At 70.1% G+C, this 20928-nt stretch carries 19 protein-coding genes; 16 read left to right on the forward strand and 3 right to left on the reverse strand.

The genetic code is table 11. The features are described from left to right. Nucleotides 1-9: 9 nt before the first annotated feature. Nucleotides 10-1986, forward strand: coding sequence for a threonine--tRNA ligase (gene thrS / locus M2283_RS22015; RefSeq protein WP_280878030.1), 1977 nt, complete (start codon nucleotides 10-12; stop codon nucleotides 1984-1986). Between the two features lie 38 nt (nucleotides 1987-2024). Here the strand turns inward: thrS and M2283_RS22020 are convergent, their stop codons facing one another. Then, nucleotides 2025-2681, reverse strand: coding sequence for a potassium channel family protein (locus M2283_RS22020; RefSeq protein WP_280878031.1), 657 nt, complete (start codon nucleotides 2679-2681; stop codon nucleotides 2025-2027). Between the two features lie 67 nt (nucleotides 2682-2748). Between M2283_RS22020 and M2283_RS22025 the strand changes: the two genes are divergently transcribed. Next, the gene (locus M2283_RS22025) at nucleotides 2749-3309 is read left to right on the forward strand and encodes an HIT family protein (RefSeq protein ID WP_280878032.1); all 561 of its coding nucleotides are present in this window, start codon (nucleotides 2749-2751) and stop codon (nucleotides 3307-3309) included. Nucleotides 3310-3341: 32 nt separating this feature from the next. On the opposite strand, the gene M2283_RS22030 is transcribed toward M2283_RS22025, so the two are convergent. Both M2283_RS22030 and M2283_RS22035 read right to left on the reverse strand, forming a co-directional pair. Further along, nucleotides 3342-5009 (reverse strand): hypothetical protein, encoded by a 1668-nt coding sequence (locus M2283_RS22030; RefSeq protein WP_280878033.1) that lies wholly within the window; start codon nucleotides 5007-5009, stop codon nucleotides 3342-3344. Nucleotides 5010-5218: 209 nt separating this feature from the next. Then, a complete protein-coding gene (locus M2283_RS22035) occupies nucleotides 5219-7417 on the reverse strand; it encodes an elongation factor G-like protein EF-G2 (protein ID WP_280878034.1) in 2199 nt (732 codons plus the stop codon). Nucleotides 7418-7647: 230 nt separating this feature from the next. On the opposite strand from M2283_RS22035, the gene pgsA reads away from it, so the two are divergent. From pgsA to M2283_RS22105, 14 genes are all read left to right on the forward strand, one after another. Next, a complete protein-coding gene (gene pgsA / locus M2283_RS22040; protein ID WP_280878203.1) occupies nucleotides 7648-8376 on the forward strand; it encodes a phosphatidylinositol phosphate synthase in 729 nt (242 codons plus the stop codon). Continuing rightward, nucleotides 8373-9302 (forward strand): phosphatidylinositol mannoside acyltransferase, encoded by a 930-nt coding sequence (locus M2283_RS22045; protein ID WP_280878035.1) that lies wholly within the window; start codon nucleotides 8373-8375, stop codon nucleotides 9300-9302. Before pgsA ends, M2283_RS22045 begins: the two co-directional genes overlap by 4 nt. Then, nucleotides 9299-10468 (forward strand): glycosyltransferase family 4 protein, encoded by a 1170-nt coding sequence (locus M2283_RS22050; RefSeq protein WP_280878036.1) that lies wholly within the window; start codon nucleotides 9299-9301, stop codon nucleotides 10466-10468. The genes M2283_RS22045 and M2283_RS22050 overlap by 4 nt, the downstream gene beginning before the upstream one ends. Nucleotides 10469-10710: 242 nt before the next feature. Next, nucleotides 10711-11253 (forward strand): hypothetical protein, encoded by a 543-nt coding sequence (locus M2283_RS22055; RefSeq protein WP_280878037.1) that lies wholly within the window; start codon nucleotides 10711-10713, stop codon nucleotides 11251-11253. Nucleotides 11254-11377: 124 nt separating this feature from the next. Then, complete coding sequence (gene pdxS / locus M2283_RS22060; protein ID WP_280878038.1) at nucleotides 11378-12289, forward strand: pyridoxal 5'-phosphate synthase lyase subunit PdxS; 912 nt, start codon at nucleotides 11378-11380, stop codon at nucleotides 12287-12289. An 8-nt stretch (nucleotides 12290-12297) separates the two neighbouring features. Further along, entirely contained in the window at nucleotides 12298-12906 is a 609-nt protein-coding gene (gene pdxT, locus M2283_RS22065; protein ID WP_280878039.1) for a pyridoxal 5'-phosphate synthase glutaminase subunit PdxT, read from the forward strand. A gap of 51 nt (nucleotides 12907-12957) precedes the next feature. Then, nucleotides 12958-13710, forward strand: coding sequence for a YebC/PmpR family DNA-binding transcriptional regulator (locus tag M2283_RS22070; protein WP_280878040.1), 753 nt, complete (start codon nucleotides 12958-12960; stop codon nucleotides 13708-13710). Between the two features lie 135 nt (nucleotides 13711-13845). Then, nucleotides 13846-14430, forward strand: coding sequence for a crossover junction endodeoxyribonuclease RuvC (gene ruvC, locus M2283_RS22075; RefSeq protein WP_280878041.1), 585 nt, complete (start codon nucleotides 13846-13848; stop codon nucleotides 14428-14430). Then, nucleotides 14427-15032: a Holliday junction branch migration protein RuvA gene (gene ruvA / locus M2283_RS22080; RefSeq protein WP_280878042.1), complete on the forward strand. Its 606-nt coding sequence runs from the start codon at nucleotides 14427-14429 to the stop codon at nucleotides 15030-15032. The genes ruvC and ruvA overlap by 4 nt, the downstream gene beginning before the upstream one ends. 10 nt (nucleotides 15033-15042) lie before the next feature. Next, entirely contained in the window at nucleotides 15043-16113 is a 1071-nt protein-coding gene (ruvB, locus tag M2283_RS22085) for a Holliday junction branch migration DNA helicase RuvB (protein ID WP_280878043.1), read from the forward strand. 174 nt (nucleotides 16114-16287) lie between these two features. After that, the gene (gene yajC, locus M2283_RS22090) at nucleotides 16288-16791 is read left to right on the forward strand and encodes a preprotein translocase subunit YajC (protein ID WP_280878044.1); all 504 of its coding nucleotides are present in this window, start codon (nucleotides 16288-16290) and stop codon (nucleotides 16789-16791) included. Nucleotides 16792-16923: 132 nt separating this feature from the next. Continuing rightward, nucleotides 16924-18693: a protein translocase subunit SecD gene (gene secD / locus M2283_RS22095; RefSeq protein WP_280878045.1), complete on the forward strand. Its 1770-nt coding sequence runs from the start codon at nucleotides 16924-16926 to the stop codon at nucleotides 18691-18693. A 1-nt stretch (nucleotide 18694) separates the two neighbouring features. Next, on the forward strand, nucleotides 18695-19813 hold the full coding sequence (secF, locus tag M2283_RS22100; protein ID WP_280878046.1) for a protein translocase subunit SecF: 1119 nt from the start codon (nucleotides 18695-18697) through the stop codon (nucleotides 19811-19813). Continuing rightward, the gene (locus M2283_RS22105; protein ID WP_280878047.1) at nucleotides 19810-20349 is read left to right on the forward strand and encodes an adenine phosphoribosyltransferase; all 540 of its coding nucleotides are present in this window, start codon (nucleotides 19810-19812) and stop codon (nucleotides 20347-20349) included. Before secF ends, M2283_RS22105 begins: the two co-directional genes overlap by 4 nt. Nucleotides 20350-20928 lie beyond the last annotated feature (579 nt).

Here is a 20928-nt window from a genome sequence, read left to right on the forward strand (position 1 = left end):
GAGAGACCGGTGTCAGACGTCCGTGTGATCATCCAACGCGATTCCGAGCGGGACGAACGCGTGGTGACGACGGGCACTACGGCCGCCGACCTCTTCGCGGGCGAGCGCTCCATCGTCGCCGCGCGCGTGGGCGGCGAGCTGAAGGACCTCGCGTACGAACTGTCCGACGGCGACGAGGTCGAGGGCGTCGAGATCTCCTCCGAGGACGGCCTCGACATCCTGCGCCACTCCACCGCGCACGTCATGGCGCAGGCCGTGCAGGAGCTCTTCCCCGACGCCAAGCTGGGCATCGGCCCGCCGGTCAAGGACGGCTTCTACTACGACTTCGACGTCGAGAAGCCGTTCACGCCCGAGGATCTCAAGGCCGTCGAGAAGAAGATGCAGGAGATCCAGAAGCGCGGCCAGCGCTTCTCGCGTCGCGTGGTCACTGACGAGGACGCGCGCGAGGAACTCGCCGACGAGCCCTACAAGTTGGAGCTGATCGGCCTCAAGGGCTCCGCGTCCTCGGACGACGGCGCGGACGTCGAGGTCGGCGCCGGCGAACTGACGATCTACGACAACCTGGACGCCAAGACCGGCGAGCTGTGCTGGAAGGACCTCTGCCGCGGTCCGCACCTGCCCTCCACCCGGAACATCCCGGCGTTCAAGCTGATGCGCAACGCGGCCGCCTACTGGCGCGGCAGCGAGAAGAACCCGATGCTCCAGCGCATCTACGGCACCGCCTGGCCGACCAAGGACGAGCTGAAGGGCCACCTCGACTTCCTCGCCGAGGCCGAGAAGCGCGATCACCGCAAGCTCGGCTCGGAGCTGGACCTCTTCTCGATCCCCGAGCAGATCGGCTCCGGCCTCGCCGTCTTCCACCCCAAGGGCGGCATCATCCGCCGCGTGATGGAGGACTACTCGCGCCGCCGGCACGAGGAGGAGGGCTACGAGTTCGTCTACACCCCGCACGCGACGAAGGGGAAGCTCTTCGAGACGTCCGGGCACCTGGACTGGTACGCCGACGGCATGTACCCGCCCATGCAACTCGACGAGGGCGTGGACTACTACCTCAAGCCCATGAACTGCCCGATGCACAACCTGATTTTCGACGCGCGCGGCCGCTCCTACCGTGAACTGCCGCTGCGCCTCTTCGAGTTCGGGACCGTGTACCGGTACGAGAAGTCGGGCGTCGTGCACGGCCTCACCCGCGCGCGTGGCTTCACACAGGACGACGCGCACATCTACTGCACGCGTGAACAGATGTCGGAGGAGCTCGACAAGACGCTCACCTTCGTCCTCGGCCTGCTGCGGGACTACGGTCTGACCGACTTCTACCTGGAGCTGTCCACCAAGGACCCGGAGAAGTTCGTCGGCTCCGACGAGGCCTGGGAAGAGGCCACGGAGACCCTCCGTCAGGTGGCCGAGAAGCAGGGCCTGCCGCTGGTGCCGGACCCGGGCGGCGCCGCGTTCTACGGTCCGAAGATCTCCGTCCAGACCAAGGACGCGATCGGCCGGACCTGGCAGATGTCGACGATCCAGCTCGACTTCAATCTGCCCGAGCGCTTCGACCTGGAGTACACCGGCCCCGACGGTGCCAAGCAGCGCCCGGTGATGATCCACCGCGCCCTCTTCGGCTCGATCGAGCGCTTCTTCGCGGTGCTCCTGGAGCACTACGCGGGCGCCTTCCCGGCCTGGCTCGCCCCCGTCCAGGCGGTCGGCATCCCGATCGGCGACGGGCACGTGGAGTACCTGGAGAAGTTCGCCGCGGCCGCCAAGAAGAAGGGGCTGCGCGTCGAGGTCGACTCCTCGTCCGACCGCATGCAGAAGAAGATCCGCAACGCCCAGAAGCAGAAGGTGCCCTTCATGGTCATCGCTGGCGACGAGGACATGTCGAACAACTCGGTGTCCTTCCGCTACCGCGACGGCTCGCAGGAGAACGGCATCCCGTTCGACGAGGCCATCGCGAAGATCCAGAAGGTCGTCGAGGACCGCGGGCAGGTCTGAGACCCGTGTGACCCATGACGTCGAGGCCCTCGGGGAGTTCAGCTCCCCGGGGGCCTCTCGTCGTCCTCGCGGGAGAACACTTGCAGCAGCCAGGAGGCGAAGGTGCCGGTCACCGCGCCGAGCAGGGCCAGGCCGATGGCCATCAGGCCGATCGCGATCAGCCGTCCCAGCGGGGTCACCGGGGCGATGTCGCCGTAGCCGACGGTGGCCAGGGTCGAGCAGGTCCACCAGACGGCGTCCCCGAAGGTGCGCATCGTCGCGTCCGGCGCCCCGCGCTCCTGCTGGTAGACGGCGAGCGCGCCGGCGAAGCCGAGCAGCACCGTGGAGAGTCCGGCGTAGACGATCACGCGCGCGTGCAGCACGAGTCGGGGCCGGCCGTGCCGGCGCTGCACGGCTTCGTAGACCCTGACGACCCGGAGCGGGCGCAGCAACGGCAGGATCAGCACCACGGTGTCCAGCCAGTGCCTCCGTACGAAGCTCAGCCGCTGTCCGCTCAGCCGCCACCGGACCGCGTAGTCGACGGCGAACAGGGCCCAGGCGATCAGCAGTACGGCCACGCAGAGGTCGCGCAGATCGTCCGGCAGACCCTGGGCGAGGACCTGGATCGCGTACGACGCGAGGTAGATCAGCGACGCCACGGCGAGGGGGATCTCCGTGCGCCGCTCCCAGCGGGCCTCGGTGCTGTCATCGTCCATCGGCCCAGCTTGGCCCGGTGGGCTTTTCCCGCAACCCCGGCGACACGCCGCGAACGGGCGACGCAATATGCTGCACTGCATGACGAGTGAGCCGGAGCAGCAGTTGGGAGTGGGGACGCGGGACGCCTTCCAGCGCCTGTGGACGCCGCATCGGATGGCCTACATCCAGGGCGAGAACAAGCCGACCGGTCCCGGCGCCGAGGACGGCTGTCCCTTCTGCTCGATCCCGGCGAAATCCGACGAGGACGGTCTGATCGTCAGGCGCGGTGAGCACGTCTACGCGGTGCTCAACCTGTACCCGTACAACGGCGGTCACCTGATGGTCGTGCCCTACCGGCACGTCGCCGACTACACGGACCTCACCGACCCGGAGACGGCCGAACTGGCCGCCCTCACCAAGCAGGCGATGACCGCCCTGCGCACGGCTTCCGGCGCCCACGGCTTCAACATCGGCATGAACCAGGGCTCCGTCGCGGGCGCGGGGATCGCCGCGCACCTGCACCAGCACATCGTCCCGCGCTGGGGCGGCGACACGAACTTCATGCCGGTGGTCGGCCACACGCGGGTGCTGCCGCAGCTGCTGGCCGATACGCGGAAGATGCTGGCGGAGGCCTGGCCCACGGGCTGAGATGCCGCCCGCGGGCCTCCACAGGATCGTCTCTACGCGTCGTACAGGTCGGCCTTCCGCGGGCTCGGGTCCTGGACCGCGCCGCTGAGGAACGCCGACCTCGCGCCGAACTTCTCCGTGTCCACGCCGTTCTCCGCCAGGACCCTGATCGCCGCCGCGTGCACGACGCGCAGGACCGGTGTGGCCGCGCGCAGCGCGTCGTCGGCCATGAAGCGGTGGCGCCAGGGCTGGTCGGCCCAGGCGTGCCGCAGGCCGAACGGCTCGGGCAGGGCCATCGTGCCGCCGAGATGGTTCAGCAGCGGCGGGTACCAGGTGATCGGGGCGCGGACGGCGAGCCGTACGACCTCGTTCGTGGGGACCAGGGGCAGATTCACCGTCCGGGTCTCCCACCGCCTGACCGACCGCTGGACACTCCTGGTCGGGGCCGAGGGCTTGTCCATGAAGAGAGGGTTCACGGGGCCCAGCGCATGCCCGGTCACCTCGATGCGCAGCGTCTCGTGCAGCACCGTCACCGTGATCATCATCGTGATGATCAACTGGCCGTCCCAGAGCGTCCACTGGACGCCGAGGTAGTGCCGCTCCCCGCTGCCGAACTGCTGCTTGTTGCAGATGTCCTGTATCGAGTGGGTCCGGTGCTGGAAGGCCTCCACGTCCGCCGACTGCTCGGTCCGGGACACCCCCTTGGCGCCCTCGCCGATCGGCGTGACGATCCAGTGCCGTATCGAGGGCGGCGGGAAGCCGCCCGTGTTCAGCGGGCCGCGCTCCAGCATCCGCAGCTGGTCGTGGATGGAGCGTATGACGTCCCAGCTGCGGAACGGGTGGATCTCGCGGGTCGGGTCGGCCGGTGTCAGGTCCTCGGCGAGCTGCCAGCTGCCCCAGCGCGTCCCCATGCCGAGGATGCCCTTGGGGCCGGCGTAGAAGACGGCGTTGGACTGCTGCTCGGCGCTGAGCCTGGCGAGCGACTGGCGCAGCGCCTCGGCCTGGGTCTCGCCGGGGCTGGTCGGCACCGCTTCGGGGACCTGGGCGCCGATGCTGCTGCCCGCGAGCAGGCTGTCCCAGCGGCCCCGCAGGTCCTTCGCCGCGCTCTCGCAGATCTGCTTGGCCCAGAACCAGCCGAGGACGGGAACGATCACGCACGCACGCGCGTACCAGGCCCAGAAACCCGTGAAGGGCATTTTGACCAGGAAGATGACGGCCAGGGCGCCGACGCCGACGAGCAGGGTCGTGGCGAGGGCCGAGGCCCTCTTGTTGGTGTTCTTGTCGATCATCGTGCGGATCTGGAAGACCAGCAGCCAGACCAGGAGCCCGGGCAGGAACAGCAGCCCGCACAGCACCATGACCGTGGAGAGCCGCTTGTCGCGCTCACGGCGGAGCCGGTACGCGGCCAGACAGTGCTCGACGACGACCTGGGGCTCCATGCCGAAGGACTGGATGAGCGGTTTGCGGCCGGGCCCGATCATGCGGTCGATCACGGCCCGCGAGAACGCCTCGCCGAGGTTGGGCCTGAACAGCCCGGTCGACCATTTCTGGCCCGCCTTGATGGTCGTCTGGTGCCACTCGTTGTCGGCCTTCTTGATCTCCTCGACCGGGTTGTCCCGGTATGCCGCGGACGCGAGGGCGAACGTGGCCGTCTGGCTGCCGCCGCCCGACAGGGGCACCTGTGGCCCGAAGGCGTCCTCGTAACCCATCCCGACTGTCATCCAACCGCCCCCGATCGCCGCGGTGTCGCTCCTGCGGCTTTCCCGACTTCCGTGCTCCGCACACCTGTTGATCAGGTCATCAGCGTATCCGCAGGCACGGACATTCGTCGGCGGACGGCCGAAGCCGCCCGCCGACACGGAAGGAAACGTTCCGCAACAGCCGCCGGAACAGCGCCCGGTGCCCGCTCAGCGGGCCCGTCAGGCGTCAACTACGAGGCGTCGTGGGTCTGTTCACGGATCCTCTCGGCGATCTGCTGGGGCATCGGCTCGTGCCGGGCGTACGCCCGGTTGAAGCGCGCGGTGCCGTGCGAGAGGGAGCGCAGATCGACGGCGTACCGCCCGATCTCGATCTCCGGCACCTCGGCCCGTACGAGGGTGCGGGCGCCGCTGGTCTGTTCCGTGCCCAGCACCCGGCCGCGCCGCCCGGACAGGTCGCTCATCACGGCGCCCACGTAGTTGTCGCCGACCAGGATCGTCACCTCGGCCACCGGCTCCAGCAGATGGATGCCCACGTCGGTCGCGGCCTCGCGCAGCGCCAGCGCGCCGGCCGTCTGGAAGGCCGCGTCCGAGGAGTCCACGGAGTGCGCCTTGCCGTCGAGCAGCGTCACCCTCACGTCGATGAGCGGATAGCCGGCCGCGACGCCCTTGGCCGCCTGGGTCCGTACCCCCTTCTCCACCGAGGGGATGAACTGGCGTGGTACCGCCCCGCCGATCACCTTGTCCACGAACTCGATGCCCGAACCGCCCGGCAGCGGCTCCACCTCGATCTCGCAGATCGCGAACTGCCCGTGCCCACCGGACTGTTTGACGTGCCGGCCCCGCCCCGCCGACCGGCTGGCGAACGTCTCCCGAAGAGAGACCTTGTGCGCCACGACATCCACCTGGACGCCGTAGCGGCTGCGCAGCCGTTCCAGTGCCACGTCCGCGTGCGCCTCGCCCAGGCACCACAGCACCACCTGGTGGGTGTCCGGGTTCTGTTCGAGCCGCATCGTCGGGTCCTCGGCGACCAGCCGGGACAGGCCCTGCGAGAGCTTGTCCTCGTCGGCCTTGCTGTGCGCCTGGATGGCGAGCGGCAGCAGCGGGTCGGGCATCTCCCACGGCTCCATCAGCAGCGGGTCGTCCTTGGCGGAGAGGGTGTCGCCGGTCTCCGCGCGGCTCAGCTTCGCCACGCACGCGAGGTCGCCGGCGATGCAGTGGGTGAGCGTGCGCTGCTGCTTGCCGAAGGGCGCGGACAGGGCGCCGACGCGCTCGTCGACGTCGTGGTCCTCGTGCCCGCGGTCGGCGAGCCCGTGCCCGGAGACGTGCACCGTGTCGTCGGGGCGGAGGGTGCCGGAGAAGACCCGCACCAGTGAGACCCGGCCGACGTACGGGTCGGACGCCGTCTTCACGACCTCCGCGACCAGCGGCCCGTCGGGGTCGCAGGGTTTCAGCTCGCGCGGCTTGCCGGAGACCGTCGTGACACCGGGCGCGGCGCGCTCCAGCGGGGTCGGGAAGCCGCCGGTGATCAGCTCCAGGAGCTCGACGGTGCCCAGGCCCTGGCGGGCGCCCTCGGCCGCGGGGGCGGCGGCCAGGACCGGGAAGAACACGCCGCGTGCGACGGCCCGTTCCAGATCCTCGACGAGCGTGCCGAAGTCGATCTCCTCGCCGCCGAGATAGCGGTCCATGAGGGTCTCGTCCTCGCTCTCCGCGATGATCCCCTCGATCAGCCGGTTGCGGGCCTCCTCGATCTCGGGCAGCTGGTCCGGGCCCGGCTCGGACTCCTTGCGCTCCCCGGATGCGTAGTCGAACAGCTTCTGCGACAGCAGCCCGATCAGTCCCGTCACGGGCGCGTGCCCGTCGGACCCCTGCGGGCCGTGCAGCGGCAGATACAGCGGAAGCACGGCGTCGGGGTCGTCCCGGCCGAAGGCCTCCGCGCAGGTCCGGGTCATCTCCTCGAAGTCCGCCCGCGCCGCCTCCAGATGCGTGACCACGATGGCCCGCGGCATGCCGACCGCCGCGCACTCCTCCCACACCATGCGCGTCGAGCCGTCCACGCCGTCGGAGGCCGAGACGACGAAAAGGGCCGCGTCCGCCGCTCGCAGACCGGCCCTCAGCTCCCCGACGAAGTCGGCGTATCCGGGGGTGTCGAGAACATTGACCTTGATGCCGTCCCATTCGACCGGCACCAGGGAGAGCTGCACCGAGCGCTGTTGTCGGTGCTCTATCTCGTCGTAGTCGGAAACGGTGCCGCCGTCCTCGACGCGGCCCGCCCGGTTCACGGCACCCGCGGTGAGCGCGAGAGCTTCCACCAAAGTGGTCTTGCCCGATCCGGAGTGGCCGACCAGCACCACATTCCGTACGGACGCGGGGTGGTCGGCCGCTGTTGCCCTGCCGGCGGCTCCGGGGTGTGCGTTCGCCTTGTCGCCCATGGCCTTGCCTCCCGTGCACGGTGAGGTCACTGTGGGCGCGGACATGCGGGGGCCGCGTGCGGTGGCGGCTCCGGTGACGCCCGCGGTTCTTCGAGCTTTCCACTCCGGTCACGGTGCGTCCATACAGCGGACGCGATCCCGCCGCACGCCGTCGGTCGTGGGCCGTCCGCCGGATCCACGGGCCGGGCGTCCGGGTGCCCGGACGTCGTACACGCGCACGCGTGGCTACGATGGGCCAGCCGGTGGCCAGCAGGGGCCGCGCGGCCACACCGACCCTCGGGAAGGCCATGCTGAACAAGTACGCGCGTGCATTCTTCACGCGTGTTCTCACGCCGTTCGCCTCGTTCCTGATCCGGCGGGGCGTCAGCCCCGACACGGTCACGCTCCTGGGCACCGCCGGAGTGGTCGCGGGCGCGCTGGTCTTCTACCCCATGGGCGAGTTCTTCTGGGGCACGGTCGTGATCACGCTCTTCGTCTTCTCCGACCTCGTCGACGGCAACATGGCCCGCCAGCTGGGCCGCTCCAGCCGCTGGGGCGCCTTCCTGGACTCCACGCTCGACCGGGTGGCCGACAGCGCGGTCTTCGGCGGCCTGGCACTCTGGTACGCGGGCGGCGGTGACGACATCGCCCTGTGCGCCGTCTCGATCTTCTGTCTGGCCAGCGGCCAGGTGGTGTCGTACACCAAGGCGCGCGGCGAGTCGATCGGCCTGCCGGTCGCCGTCAACGGGCTGATCGAGCGGGCCGAGCGGCTGGTGATCTCGCTGGTCGCGTGCGGTCTCGCCGGTCTGCACAAATTCGGCGTCCCGGGCATCCAGTACCTGCTGCCCGTCGCCCTGTGGATCGTCGCCGTCGGCAGCCTGGTCACGCTGATCCAGCGCGTCGTCACCGTCCGCCGGGAGTCGGCGGAGGCGGAGGCGCAGGCCGCGGCGGCCGAGCAGGAGAGCGGTGCGGCCACGTGAGTGCGCGGGACCGGCTGACGGACGCGCTGTACGGCCTGGGCTGGGGCACGGTCAAGAAGCTCCCGGAACCGGTCGCCGTCCGGCTCGGCCGCACCATCGCCGACCTGGCCTGGAAGCGGCGCGGCAAGGGCGTCCAGCGCCTTGAGAGCAACTACGCGCGCGTGGTGCCCGACGCGAGCCCCGAGCGCCTTGCCGAGCTCTCGCGCGCGGGCATGCGCTCGTACCTGCGCTACTGGATGGAGTCCTTCCGGCTGCCCGCCTGGAGCGCCGACCGGGTCAGGAACGGCTTCGACCCCAAGGACGCGCACCACCTGACCGACGGGATCGCCTCCGACCAGGGCGTCGTCCTCGCGCTGCCGCACATGGCCAACTGGGATCTCGCCGGCGCGTGGGTCACCACCAAACTTCAGACGCCCTTCACCACGGTCGCCGAGCGCCTCAAGCCGGAGACCCTGTACGACCGTTTCGTCGCCTACCGCGAGGGCCTCGGCATGGAGGTCCTCCCGCACAGCGGCGGCACCGCCTTCGGCATGCTGGCCCGACGGCTGCGCGACGGCGGCCTGGTCTGCCTGGTCGCCGAGCGCGACCTGTCCTCCTCCGGCGTCGAGGTCCAGTTCTTCGGCGAGGCCACCCGGATGCCCGCGGGCCCGGCCCTGCTGGCCCAGCAGACCGGCGCGCTGCTGCTCCCGGTGACGCTCTGGTACGACGACTCGCCCGTCATGCGGGGGCGCGTCCATCCACCGATCGCGGTGCCGGAGACAGGTACCCGGGCCGAAAAGACGTCTGTCATGACACAGGCGCTGGCGGATGCCTTCGCCACGGGGATCGCCGACCACCCGGAGGACTGGCACATGCTGCAGCGCTTGTGGCTCAAGGATCTCGACCCTGCGAAGAATCCCGCCGACCCCGAGAAGGGGACCACGTGAGGATCGGCATCGTCTGCCCCTACTCCTGGGACGTGCCCGGCGGCGTCCAGTTCCACATCCGCGACCTCGCCGCGTACTTCATCCGCCTGGGCCACGAGGTCTCCGTCCTCGCCCCGGCCGACGACGACACCCCACTGCCGCCGTACGTCGTCTCGGCGGGGCGCGCGGTCCCGGTGCCGTACAACGGCTCGGTGGCCCGCCTCAACTTCGGCTTCCTGAGCGCCGCGCGCGTGCGCCGCTGGCTGCACGACGGCGAGTTCGACGTCATCCACATCCACGAGCCGACCTCGCCGTCCCTCGGCCTGCTGGCCTGCTGGGCGGCCTCGGGCCCCATCGTGGCCACCTTCCACACCTCCAACCCGCGCTCGCGGGCCATGATCGCCGCGTACGCCATCCTCCAGGCGGCCCTGGAGAAGATCAGCGCGCGCATCGCGGTCAGCGAGTACGCCCGCCGTACCCTGGTCGAACACCTCGGCGGCGACGCGGTCGTCATCCCGAACGGCGTCGACGTCGACTTCTTCGCCCGCGCCGAGCCCAAGCCCGAGTGGCAGGGTGACACCCTCGGCTTCATCGGCCGCATCGACGAGCCCCGCAAGGGCCTCCCGGTCCTGATGCGCGCCCTCCCCAAGATCCTCGCCGAGCGCCCCCAGACCAGGCTCCTGGTGGCCGGCCGAGGCGACGAGGAGGAGGCGGTCGAGTCGCTGCCCGCCGAACTCCGCTCCCGCGTCGAGTTCCTGGGCATGATCAGCGACACGGACAAGGCCAGTCTGCTGCGCAGCGTCGACCTCTACGTCGCCCCCAACACCGGCGGCGAGAGCTTCGGCATCATCCTCGTCGAGGCCATGTCCGCCGGCGCCGCCGTCCTAGCCTCCGACCTGGACGCCTTCGCCCAGGTCCTCGACCAGGGCGCCGCGGGCGAACTCTTCACCAACGAGAACCCCGACTCCCTGGCCGAGACGGCGGTACGCCTGCTCGGCGACCCGGCCCGCCTGACCGAGCTACGGACTCGGGGAAGCGCCCACGTACGCCGCTTCGACTGGTCGACGGTCGGCGCGGACATCCTCTCGGTGTACGAGACGGTGACCGCGGGCGCGGCGGCGGTGGCGGCGGACGACGAGGGGCGGGGGCCGGGGTTGCGGGCGCGGTTCGGGCTGGCGCGGGACTGAGGCCGACGGCTCGGCGCCGTGGTAGCGGCTCTGTGCCGAGGCGAACGGCTTGACGCCTTGGGCAACGGCTTGGCGCCGAGGCTCTTCTCGACGCGGGGCCGCGTCTTTCAGCCCGTCCGGCGCTTGAGGACGAGGCCGTCCAGGCCGAAGCGGGGTTCTGGTGGCGGCAGCCCCCAGGACGACGGCCACGCCAACACCCCGCACGTCACAAGGCTGAACCCGCAGAGCGTAGGGTGCGGCGCGTGAGCGCTACCTTGATCTGGATCCTCGTCGCCCTCGTGGCGATCGGCCTCTACCTGAGCTGGACGGCCGGCCGCCTGGACCGGCTGCACGCCCGGATCGACGCCGCCCGCGCGGCACTTGACGCCCAGCTGCTCCGCAGGGCCTCCGTGGCCCAGGAGTTGGCGACCTCCGGCGTCCTGGACCCGGCCGCCTCGATCGTCCTGTACGAGGCCGCGCACGCGGCCCGGCAGGCCGAGGAGGAGCAGCGGGAGGTCGCCGAGAGCGACCTGAGCCAGGCGCTGCGGGCCGTCTTCGCGGAGGCCCAGCAGGTGGAGGTGGTGCGCGAGGCGCCCGGCGGAGACTCGGCGGCCCACGAGCTCACCGAGGCCGTACGCCGCGTGCCGATGGCCCGGCGCTTCCACAACGACACGGTCGGCGCGGCCCGCCGCCTGCGCGACCACCGCAAGGTCCGCTGGTTCCGGCTGGCCGGTCACGCCCCGTTCCCGATGGCCTTCGAGATGGACGACGAGCCGCCGGCGGCCCTCGTGGACCGGGCGGCGTAGGCGACCGGGCGTTCCCTCGAACGCGAAAAGGATCCACCGCCTACCCATTGGCCCTTGCAGTGGACTGGTCCACTCGCGTTTCCTCGGTGGTGCAGAAACCCTCTTTCACCGAGTGAGGTCACCCGTGTCCAGCACGCTCTCCGAAAACCAGACCCCCGAGACCGGCACCGCGCGCGTGAAGCGCGGAATGGCCGAGCAGCTCAAGGGCGGCGTGATCATGGACGTCGTCACGCCGGAGCAGGCGAAGATCGCCGAGGACGCGGGCGCCGTCGCCGTCATGGCCCTGGAGCGGGTCCCGGCCGACATCCGCAAGGACGGCGGCGTGGCCCGGATGTCCGACCCGGACATGATCGAGGGCATCATCGAGGCCGTCTCCATCCCGGTCATGGCGAAGTCCCGCATCGGCCACTTCGTCGAGGCCCAGGTGTTGCAGTCCCTCGGCGTCGACTACATCGACGAGTCCGAGGTCCTCACCCCGGCCGACGAGGTCAACCACTCCGACAAGTGGGCCTTCACGACCCCCTTCGTCTGTGGTGCCACCAACCTGGGCGAGGCCCTGCGCCGCATCGCCGAGGGCGCCGCGATGATCCGCTCCAAGGGCGAGGCCGGCACCGGCAACGTCGTCGAGGCCGTCCGCCACCTGCGCCAGATCAAGAACGAGATAGCCAGGCTGCGCGGCTACGACAACAACGAGCTGTACGCCGCCGCCAAGGAGCTGCGCGCCCCGTACGAGATCGTCCGCGAGGTCGCCGAACTCGGCAAGCTCCCGGTCGTGCTGTTCTCCGCCGGTGGTGTCGCCACCCCCGCCGACGCCGCGCTCATGCGCCAGCTCGGCGCCGAGGGCGTCTTCGTCGGCTCCGGCATCTTCAAGTCCGGCGACCCGGCCAAGCGCGCCGCCGCCATCGTGAAGGCGACCACCTTCTACGACGACCCGAAGATCATCGCCGAAGCGTCCCGCAACCTCGGCGAGGCCATGGTCGGCATCAACTGCGACACCCTCCCCGAGGCCGAGCGCTACGCCAACCGCGGCTGGTAGTCACGTAGATGAGCGACACAGCCCCTGTCATAGGCGTCCTGGCCCTGCAGGGCGACGTACGGGAGCACCTGATCGCCCTGGCCGCGGCCGACGCCGTGGCCAGGCAGGTGCGGCGCCCCGAAGAGCTCGCCGAGGTCGACGGCCTCATCATCCCCGGCGGCGAGTCCACCACCATCTCCAAACTGGCCGTCCTCTTCGGCGTGATGGAGCCCCTGCGCGCACGCGTGCGTGCCGGTCTGCCCGTCTACGGCACCTGCGCCGGCATGATCATGCTCGCCGACAAGATCCTCGACCCGCGCTCGGGCCAGGAGACGATCGGCGGCATCGACATGATCGTACGGCGCAACGCCTTCGGACGTCAGAACGAGTCCTTCGAAGCGACGGTCGACGTGAAGGGCGTCGAGGGCGATCCTGTAGAGGGCGTCTTCATCCGTGCCCCCTGGGTCGAGTCCGTCGGCGCCGAGACCGAGGTGCTCGCCGAGCACGAAGGCCACATCGTCGCGGTCCGCCAGGGCAACGCGCTCGCCACGTCGTTCCATCCGGAACTGACCGGCGACCACCGCGTGCACTCCCTGTTCGTCGACATGGTGCGCGCGAACCGGGCCCCGGGGTCCTAGTAGGATTCCTGGGGTTCGTAAAGAGTTGGGTTACGCGAAGGAGACAGGCAGATGTCCGGCCACTCTAAATGGGCTACGACGAAGCACAAGAAGGCCGTGATCGACGCCAAGCGCGGCAAGCTCTTCGCGAAGATGATCAAGAACATCGAGGTCGCGGCCCGTACCGGCGGTGCCGACCCCGCCGGTAACCCGACGCTCTTCGACGCCATCCAGAAGGCCAAGAAGAGCTCGGTCCCGAACAAGAACATCGACTCCGCGGTCAAGCGCGGCGCCGGTCTCGAAGCCGGTGGCGCCGACTACGAGACGATCATGTACGAGGGTTACGGTCCCAACGGGGTCGCGGTGCTCATCGAGTGCCTCACCGACAACCGCAACCGCGCCGCCTCGGACGTCCGCGTCGCCATGACCCGCAACGGCGGCAACATGGCCGACCCGGGCTCCGTCTCGTACCTCTTCCACCGCAAGGGCGTCGTCATCGTCCCCAAGGGTGAGTTGGGCGAGGACGACGTCCTGGGCGCCGTGCTCGACGCGGGCGCCGAGGAGGTCAACGACCTCGGTGAGTCCTTCGAGGTCCTCTCCGAGGCCACCGACCTGGTCGCGGTCCGCACCGCTCTCCAGGACGCCGGGATCGACTACGACTCCGCCGACGCCAACTTCGTCCCGACCATGCAGGTCGAGCTCGACGAGGACGGCGCCCGGAAGATCTTCAAGCTGATCGACGCCCTCGAGGACAGCGACGACGTGCAGAACGTGTTCGCCAACTTCGACGTCAGCGACGAGGTCATGGAGAAGGTCGACGCGTAGCGCTGGCGCGAGCCGAAGCGGACCAGGCTGCTCAACGGGCCGACGGGACACGCCCCGTCGGCCCGTCGCCATGTCGGCCGTTGTCGGTGACAGCCGATAGCCTGCACAAACAGGCGATCGAAGAGAGGGGGCGGGGTGCGGGTACTTGGGGTCGACCCCGGACTGACGCGGTGCGGTGTCGGTGTCGTCGAGGGGGTCGCGGGCCGGCAGCTCACGATGCTCGGTGTCGGCGTCGTACGCACGCCCTCGGACGCCGAGTTGGGGCTGCGCCTCGTCGCCATCGAGCAGGGCATCGAAGCGTGGCTGGACGAACACCGGCCCGAATTCGTCGCCGTGGAGCGGGTGTTCAGCCAGCACAACGTGAGCACGGTGATGGGCACCGCCCAGGCAAGCGCCATCGCCATGCTCTGCGCCGCCCGCCGCGGCATCCCCGTCGCCCTGCACACCCCGAGCGAGGTCAAGGCCGCCGTCACCGGCAGCGGCCGCGCCGACAAGGCCCAGGTCGGCGCCATGGTGACCCGGCTGCTCCGGCTCGACGCGCCCCCGAAGCCGGCCGACGCCGCCGACGCCCTCGCGCTCGCCATCTGCCACATCTGGCGCGCCCCCGCCCAGAACCGACTCCAGCAGGCCGTCGCCCTGCACGCGGCCAAAGCACCGAACGCGGCCAAAGCACCGACAGCACCGACAGCACCGAACGCCCCGAAAGGCCGCCTCGCATGATCGCCTTCGTCAGCGGCACGGTCGCCGCACTCGCTCCCGACGCCGCGGTGGTGGAGGTCGGCGGTGTCGGCATGGCCGTCCAGTGCACGCCGAACACGCTGTCCACCCTCCGCCTGGGCAAGCAGGCCAAGCTCGCCACCTCCCTGGTCGTACGCGAGGACTCGCTGACCCTGTACGGCTTCGTGGACGACGACGAACGCCAGATCTTCGAACTGCTGCAGACCGCGACCGGCGTGGGCCCCCGCCTCGCCCAGGCCATGCTGGCCGTGCACACGCCGGACGCCCTGCGCCGGGCGGTGGCCACGGGGGACGAGAAGGCACTCATGGCCGTCCCGGGCATCGGCAAGAAGGGCGCGCAGAAGCTCCTGCTGGAGTTCAAGGACCGGCTGGGCGAGCCGATCGGAGCCGCGGTGGTCGGCGCCCCGATCACCAGTGGCTGGCGCGATCAGCTGCACGCGGCCCTGATCGGCCTCGGCTACGCCACGCGCGAGGCCGACGAGGCGGTCGCCGCCGTGACCCCGCAGGCCGAGGCCGCCGAGGGCGCGCCCCAGGTGGGCCAGTTGCTCAAGGCCGCCCTCCAGACCCTGAACCGCGCCCGCTAGGAGACCGTCAGTGAACTGGGACGACACCACCGACGAGACCGCCCCGGAGCGGCTGGTGGGCTCGGTCGCCGACGGTGAGGACCAGGCCGTCGAGGCAGCCCTGCGCCCCAAGGACCTGGGCGAGTTCATCGGCCAGGAGAAGGTCCGCGAGCAGTTGGACCTGGTCATGCGCGCCGCACGCGCGCGGGGTGCCACCGCCGACCACGTGCTGCTCTCCGGCGCCCCCGGCCTCGGCAAGACCACCCTCTCCATGATCATCGCCGCCGAGATGAACGCCCCGATCCGGATCACCAGCGGCCCCGCGATCCAGCACGCCGGCGACCTCGCGGCGATCCTGTCCTCCCTCCAGGAGGGCGAGGTCCTCTTCCTCGACGAGATCCACCGCATGTCCCGGCCCGCCGAGGAGATGCTCTACATGGCGATGGAGGACTACCGCGTCGATGTCATCGTCGGCAAGGGCCCCGGCGCCACCGCCATCCCCCTGGAGCTGCCCCCGTTCACCCTGGTCGGCGCCACCACGCGCGCGGGACTGCTGCCGCCCCCGCTGCGCGACCGCTTCGGCTTCACCGGGCACATGGAGTTCTACGAACCCCTCGAACTGGAGCGCGTCATCCACCGCTCGGCCAACCTGCTCGACGTCGAGATCGACACCGAGGGCGCCGCCGAGATCGCTGGCCGCTCCCGCGGCACGCCCCGTATCGCCAACCGCTTGCTGCGCCGGGTCCGCGACTACGCCCAGGTCAAGGCCGACGGTGTGATCACGCGGGACATCGCCGCCGCGGCCCTCGCCGTGTACGAGGTCGACGTACGCGGTCTCGACCGCCTCGACCGTGCCGTCCTGCAAGCCCTGCTCAAGCTGTTCGGCGGCGGACCGGTGGGCCTGTCCACCCTCGCCGTCGCGGTGGGGGAGGAGCGCGAGACGGTGGAAGAGGTCGCCGAACCCTTTCTCGTACGCGAAGGTCTTCTGGCCCGGACGCCGCGCGGTCGGGTCGCCACGCCCGCCGCCTGGTCACATCTCGGCCTCACCCCGCCGCAGGCGGCGCAGACGGGAAACGGACAACAGGACCTGTTCGGGACGTGACGGCATCGTGACGACCCGGCATTGGCCCGGTCAGGAACCCAGGTGCCATGCTGAGCGTTGTTCCATGCGCGCGGACTCGCTTAGACTCCGCCGATGCCGCCTTTGTCGGCGGTATACATACCCCCATCCATGAGGCCGCTCTCCGTCGCGGTCGTGCGAAGGAAATTCCGTCCCGTGAATATCGTGACCCTTCTCCCGTTCATCGTGCTCATCGGGGCCATGTTCCTGATGACCCGCTCGGCCAAGCGCAAGCAGCAGGCGGCCGCGTCCATGCGGAACGAGATGCAGCCAGGCTCCGGCGTCCGCACGATCGGGGGTATGTACGCGACGGTCAAGGAGGTCAACGAAGAGACGGTCCTCCTCGACGCCGGCCCCGGCGTCGATCTCCTCTTCGGGAAGAGCGCCATCGGCGCCGTCCTGTCGGACGACGAGTACAACCGCATCGTCCACGGCGTCGAGCACGACCTGAAGTCCGACTCCGACGTCGTCCCGGACGACGCCTCCTCCCTCACCGAGACCGACGACTCCGCCGACGAAGCTGCCGCCGCCTCCGACGACAAGTCCGTCGACCTCGGCAAGAAGGACGCGCCCGAGGAACCGGCCGACGAGACCGTGACCGCCGAGGCGAAGTCGGACGAAGAGCCGAAGAAGAAGGACGGCGAGTCCGAGGCGAAGTAGCCGCGCCAAGGGGCGTGCGGACCGTTCCCGCACGCCCTGGAGCACGCGCAGCTCGCACGGGATCCCGACACCATGTCATGGCCGCCCGCCCGCAGATCCGGCGCGCGGCGGCCCGAGAGGGAGTACGAGAAGGTGGCAGCACCTAAGAAGGGCCGGAGCGCGAGTGCCCAGAGCAAGCCAGGGCGTTCGCTGGCCCTCATCCTGATCGCCATCGTGGCGCTCACCGGGGGGATGTTCGCCTCCGGGCACACCACTCCGCGCCTCGGTATCGATCTGGCCGGGGGCACGAGCATCACTCTCCGGGCGGTCCCGGAGAAGGGCCAGGAGTCCGCGATCAACAAGACCAACATGGACACCGCGGTCGACATCATGAACCGCCGTGTCAATGGTCTCGGTGTCTCGGAAGCGGAGGTTCAGACCCAGGGCGACCGCAACATCATCGTCAACATCCCCAAGGGCACGAACTCCGAGGAAGCCCGCCAGCAGGTCGGCACCACGGCCAAGCTGTACTTCCGCCCGGTGATCGCCACCGAGGCCTCGGCCGGCGCGACGCCGAGCACCTCGCCCAGCGCGTCCAGCAGCGCCTCCGGCAGCCCGTCGAGCTCGACCACTCCCAAGGCCACCGGCTCCTCGTCCGCGTCGAGCTCCGTGAGCCCCTCGGACACCGCCACCTCGCAGGGCCGTGCCGTCACCGACGCCCTGAAGGCCGACGCCACCCCGTCCGCGAGCGCCAGCGACTCGGCCTCGTCGAGCGCCTCCCCGTCGCCGAGCGGCAGCAGCGCCACCAGTGACGCGAACGCCAAGCTGGAGGCCCAGTACACCGCGCTGGACTGCTCCAAGAAGTCGGTCCAGAACACGGTGGGCAAGAGCGCCAAGGCCACCGAGTCGACCGTCGCGTGCGGCGAGAACGACGGCGTCTGGTTCAAGTACCTGCTCGGCCCCGCCGCCGTGGACGGCACCGAGGTCAAGAAGGCCCAGGCCATCTACAACACGACCACGGCCGCCGGCTGGCAGGTCACGATGGACTTCACGGGCAGCGGCTCCAAGAAGTTCGCCGACATCACCGGCCAGCTCGCTAAGAACACGCAGCCGCAGAACCAGTTCGGCATCGTCCTCGACGGCCAGGTCGTCTCCGCCCCGAGTGTCAGTTCGTCCATCGCGGGCGGCAGCGCGGAGATCTCCGGCAGCTTCACCCAGGAAGAGGCCCAGAGCCTCGCCAACATGCTGTCGTACGGCGCCCTGCCGCTGACCTTCAAGGAGGACAGCGTCACCACGGTGACCGCGGCCCTCGGCGGTGAGCAGCTGCACGCCGGTCTGATCGCGGGCGCGATCGGCCTGGCGCTGGTCGTCATCTACCTGCTGATCTTCTACCGCGGCCTCTCGGTCATCGCCATCCCGTCGCTGCTGGTCTCCGCGATGCTCACCTATGTGATCATGGCGCTCCTCGGCCCGGCCATCGGCTTCGCGCTGAACCTGCCGGCCGTCTGCGGTGCGATCGTCGCGATCGGTATCACGGCGGACTCGTTCATCGTGTTCTTCGAACGCATCCGGGACGAGATCCGCGAGGGCCGCACGCTGCGTCCCGCGGTCGAGCGGGCCTGGCCGCGTGCCCGGCGCACCATCCTGGTCTCCGACTTCGTGTCGTTCCTCGCCGCCGCGGTGCTGTTCATCGTCACCGTCGGCAAGGTCCAGGGCTTCGCGTTCACGCTCGGTCTGACCACCGTGCTCGACGTGGTCGTCGTCTTCCTCTTCACCAAGCCGCTCATGACGCTCCTGGCCCGCCGGAAGTTCTTCGCGAACGGTCACAAGTGGTCCGGTCTCGACCCGAAGGCCCTGGGCGCCAAGGCGCCGCTGCGCCGCACCCGCCGTCCCCACGCCCCCGTCGACCCGAAGGAGGCGTGAGATGTCGAAACTCGGCAGCCTCGGCGCCCGACTGCACCGCGGCGAGGTCGGTTACGACTTCGTCGGCAACCGCAAGATCTGGTACGGCATCTCGATCCTGATCACCATCACGGCCATCCTCGGCCTGGCGGTGCGCGGCCTGAACATGGGCATCGAGTTCCAGGGCGGCGCGGTCTTCACCACGCCCAAGCACATGACGGTCTCGGTGAACCAGGCCGAGACGTTCGCCGAGGACGCCTCCGGTCACGACGCGATCGTGCAGAAGCTCGGCGACGGCAGCATGCGCATCCAGATCGCCGGCATCGACACCGACAAGTCCGACGGCATCAAGAGCCAGCTGTCCAAGGACCTCAACGTCAGCTCCGAGAACATCGCCGCGGACCTGGTCGGCCCCAGCTGGGGTGACCAGGTCGCCAACAAGGCCTGGGAGGGCCTGGCGATCTTCATGGTGCTGGTGGTGATCTATCTGGCGATCGCCTTCGAGTGGCGGATGGCCGCGGCCGCGCTGGTCGCCCTGATCCACGACATCACCATCACCACCGGCATCTACGCTCTCGTCGGCTTCGAGGTCACGCCGGGTACGGTGATCGGTCTGCTGACCATCCTCGGTTACTCGCTCTACGACACGGTCGTCGTCTTCGACAGCCTCAAGGAGCAGACGAAGGACATCACCAAGCAGACCAGGTGGACCTTCAGCGACATCGCCAACCGCTCGATCAACAGCACCCTGATGCGGTCCATCAACACCACGGTGGTGGCGCTGCTGCCGGTCGGGGCCCTGCTGTTCATCGGTGGCGGCTTCCTCGGCGCGGGCATGCTCAACGACATCTCGCTGTCGCTGTTCGTCGGCCTCGCGGCCGGTGCGTACTCCTCGATCTTCATCGCCACGCCGCTCGTCGCCGACCTCAAGGAGGCCGAGCCGCAGATGAAGGCGCTCAGGAAGCGCGTTCTCGCCAAGCGGGCGCAGGCCGCCGCCGAGGGGGAGCCGGCCGAGTCCCACGGCACGGACACGGCGTACGACGACGAGCCGGAGGACGCGGCCCACGCGGTCGTCGGGCCGCGCACCCAGCCCGCCTCCCGTAACCGCGGCCGTGGCCGGCCGTCCGGGAAGCGCCGATGACCGACATTCAGGAGCTGCTGCTCAGCCGCATCCGCGATGTGGCCGACTACCCGGAGCCGGGCGTGATGTTCAAGGACATCACCCCGCTCCTGGCGGATCCGGCGGCGTTCACGGCGCTCACCGACGCGCTGGCAGAGATCGCCGAGCGCGTCGGCGCGACCAAGGTCGTCGGCCTGGAGGCCCGCGGCTTCATCCTCGGCGCCCCGGTCGCCGTCCGGGCCGGCCTCGGCTTCATCCCCGTACGCAAGGCGGGCAAGCTCCCCGGAGCGACCCTCTCGCAGACGTACGAGCTGGAGTACGGCTCGGCCGAGATCGAGGTGCACGCGGAGGATCTGAGCGGCGACGACCGCGTCCTGATCGTCGACGACGTCCTCGCCACCGGCGGCACCGCCGAGGCCTCGATCCAGCTCATCCGCCGCGCGGGCGCCGAGATCGCGGGCCTCGCCGTCCTGATGGAACTCGGCTTCCTGAACGGCCGATCCCGCCTGGAACCGGCCCTCACGGGCGCCCCACTGGACGCGCTCCTCGTCGTCTGACCCGAGCAGCACCAAGCAGTACCAGCAACGCCACGAACGGCCGTCCCGGTCCTCCGGAACGGCCGTTCGCGCGTGGACGCCGAGAGGCGTGACCTGGCAGGTGCCGGCGAACTTGCGGCGCGATGACTCCTCTGGCGCACGGCGCAAGGCCCACCACACGCACCAGGCGGTGCCGCACACTCGCGCCCGCCCCGGCCACGCTCGCCCCGTGGGCGCGGCCGTAAGCATGCCGACGGTCCGGCGACGCGGTGGCCCCTTCAGGCGCGGCACACGCTCACCAGGTGCGGCCTCCACGCCAGCCACTCCCATCTCGCGAGCGCCAGACGACGGCGCGCCGCCTCAAGCGCCCGGTCGCTCGCCCCCATAAGCCCCGCGCAACCCGCCTCTCTTCCGCCCCTTCCACGCCCCGCGCGTCAACCCGCAGCCACCCCCAGGACACCGCTGGATCACCCCGAAGCAGCCCTTCAGGAATCCGGCCGGAGCCCCTCGTGTTTCACGGGTAGACGGCCCTCACATCGGGCTGAAGGCGATCCTGGGGCGCAGGATCGCTACCATGGGGTCTCCGGAGCCTGACCGGGG

The sequence above is a fragment of the Streptomyces pseudovenezuelae genome (assembly GCF_029892565.1).
GTDB lineage: Bacteria > Actinomycetota > Actinomycetes > Streptomycetales > Streptomycetaceae > Streptomyces > Streptomyces pseudovenezuelae_A.

Coding starts and splice junctions, on each gene's coding strand:
- M2283_RS22020 (WP_280878031.1), bottom strand. CDS start 2,681: ATGGACGATGACAGCACCGAGGCCCGCTGGGAGCGGCGCACGGAGATC.
- M2283_RS22025 (WP_280878032.1), top strand. CDS start 2,749: ATGCTGCACTGCATGACGAGTGAGCCGGAGCAGCAGTTGGGAGTGGGG.
- M2283_RS22030 (WP_280878033.1), bottom strand. CDS start 5,009: ATGACAGTCGGGATGGGTTACGAGGACGCCTTCGGGCCACAGGTGCCC.
- M2283_RS22035 (WP_280878034.1), bottom strand. CDS start 7,417: ATGGGCGACAAGGCGAACGCACACCCCGGAGCCGCCGGCAGGGCAACA.
- pgsA (WP_280878203.1), top strand. CDS start 7,648: ATGGGCCAGCCGGTGGCCAGCAGGGGCCGCGCGGCCACACCGACCCTC.
- pdxT (WP_280878039.1), top strand. CDS start 12,298: ATGAGCGACACAGCCCCTGTCATAGGCGTCCTGGCCCTGCAGGGCGAC.
- M2283_RS22070 (WP_280878040.1), top strand. CDS start 12,958: ATGTCCGGCCACTCTAAATGGGCTACGACGAAGCACAAGAAGGCCGTG.
- ruvA (WP_280878042.1), top strand. CDS start 14,427: ATGATCGCCTTCGTCAGCGGCACGGTCGCCGCACTCGCTCCCGACGCC.
- secF (WP_280878046.1), top strand. CDS start 18,695: ATGTCGAAACTCGGCAGCCTCGGCGCCCGACTGCACCGCGGCGAGGTC.
- M2283_RS22105 (WP_280878047.1), top strand. CDS start 19,810: ATGACCGACATTCAGGAGCTGCTGCTCAGCCGCATCCGCGATGTGGCC.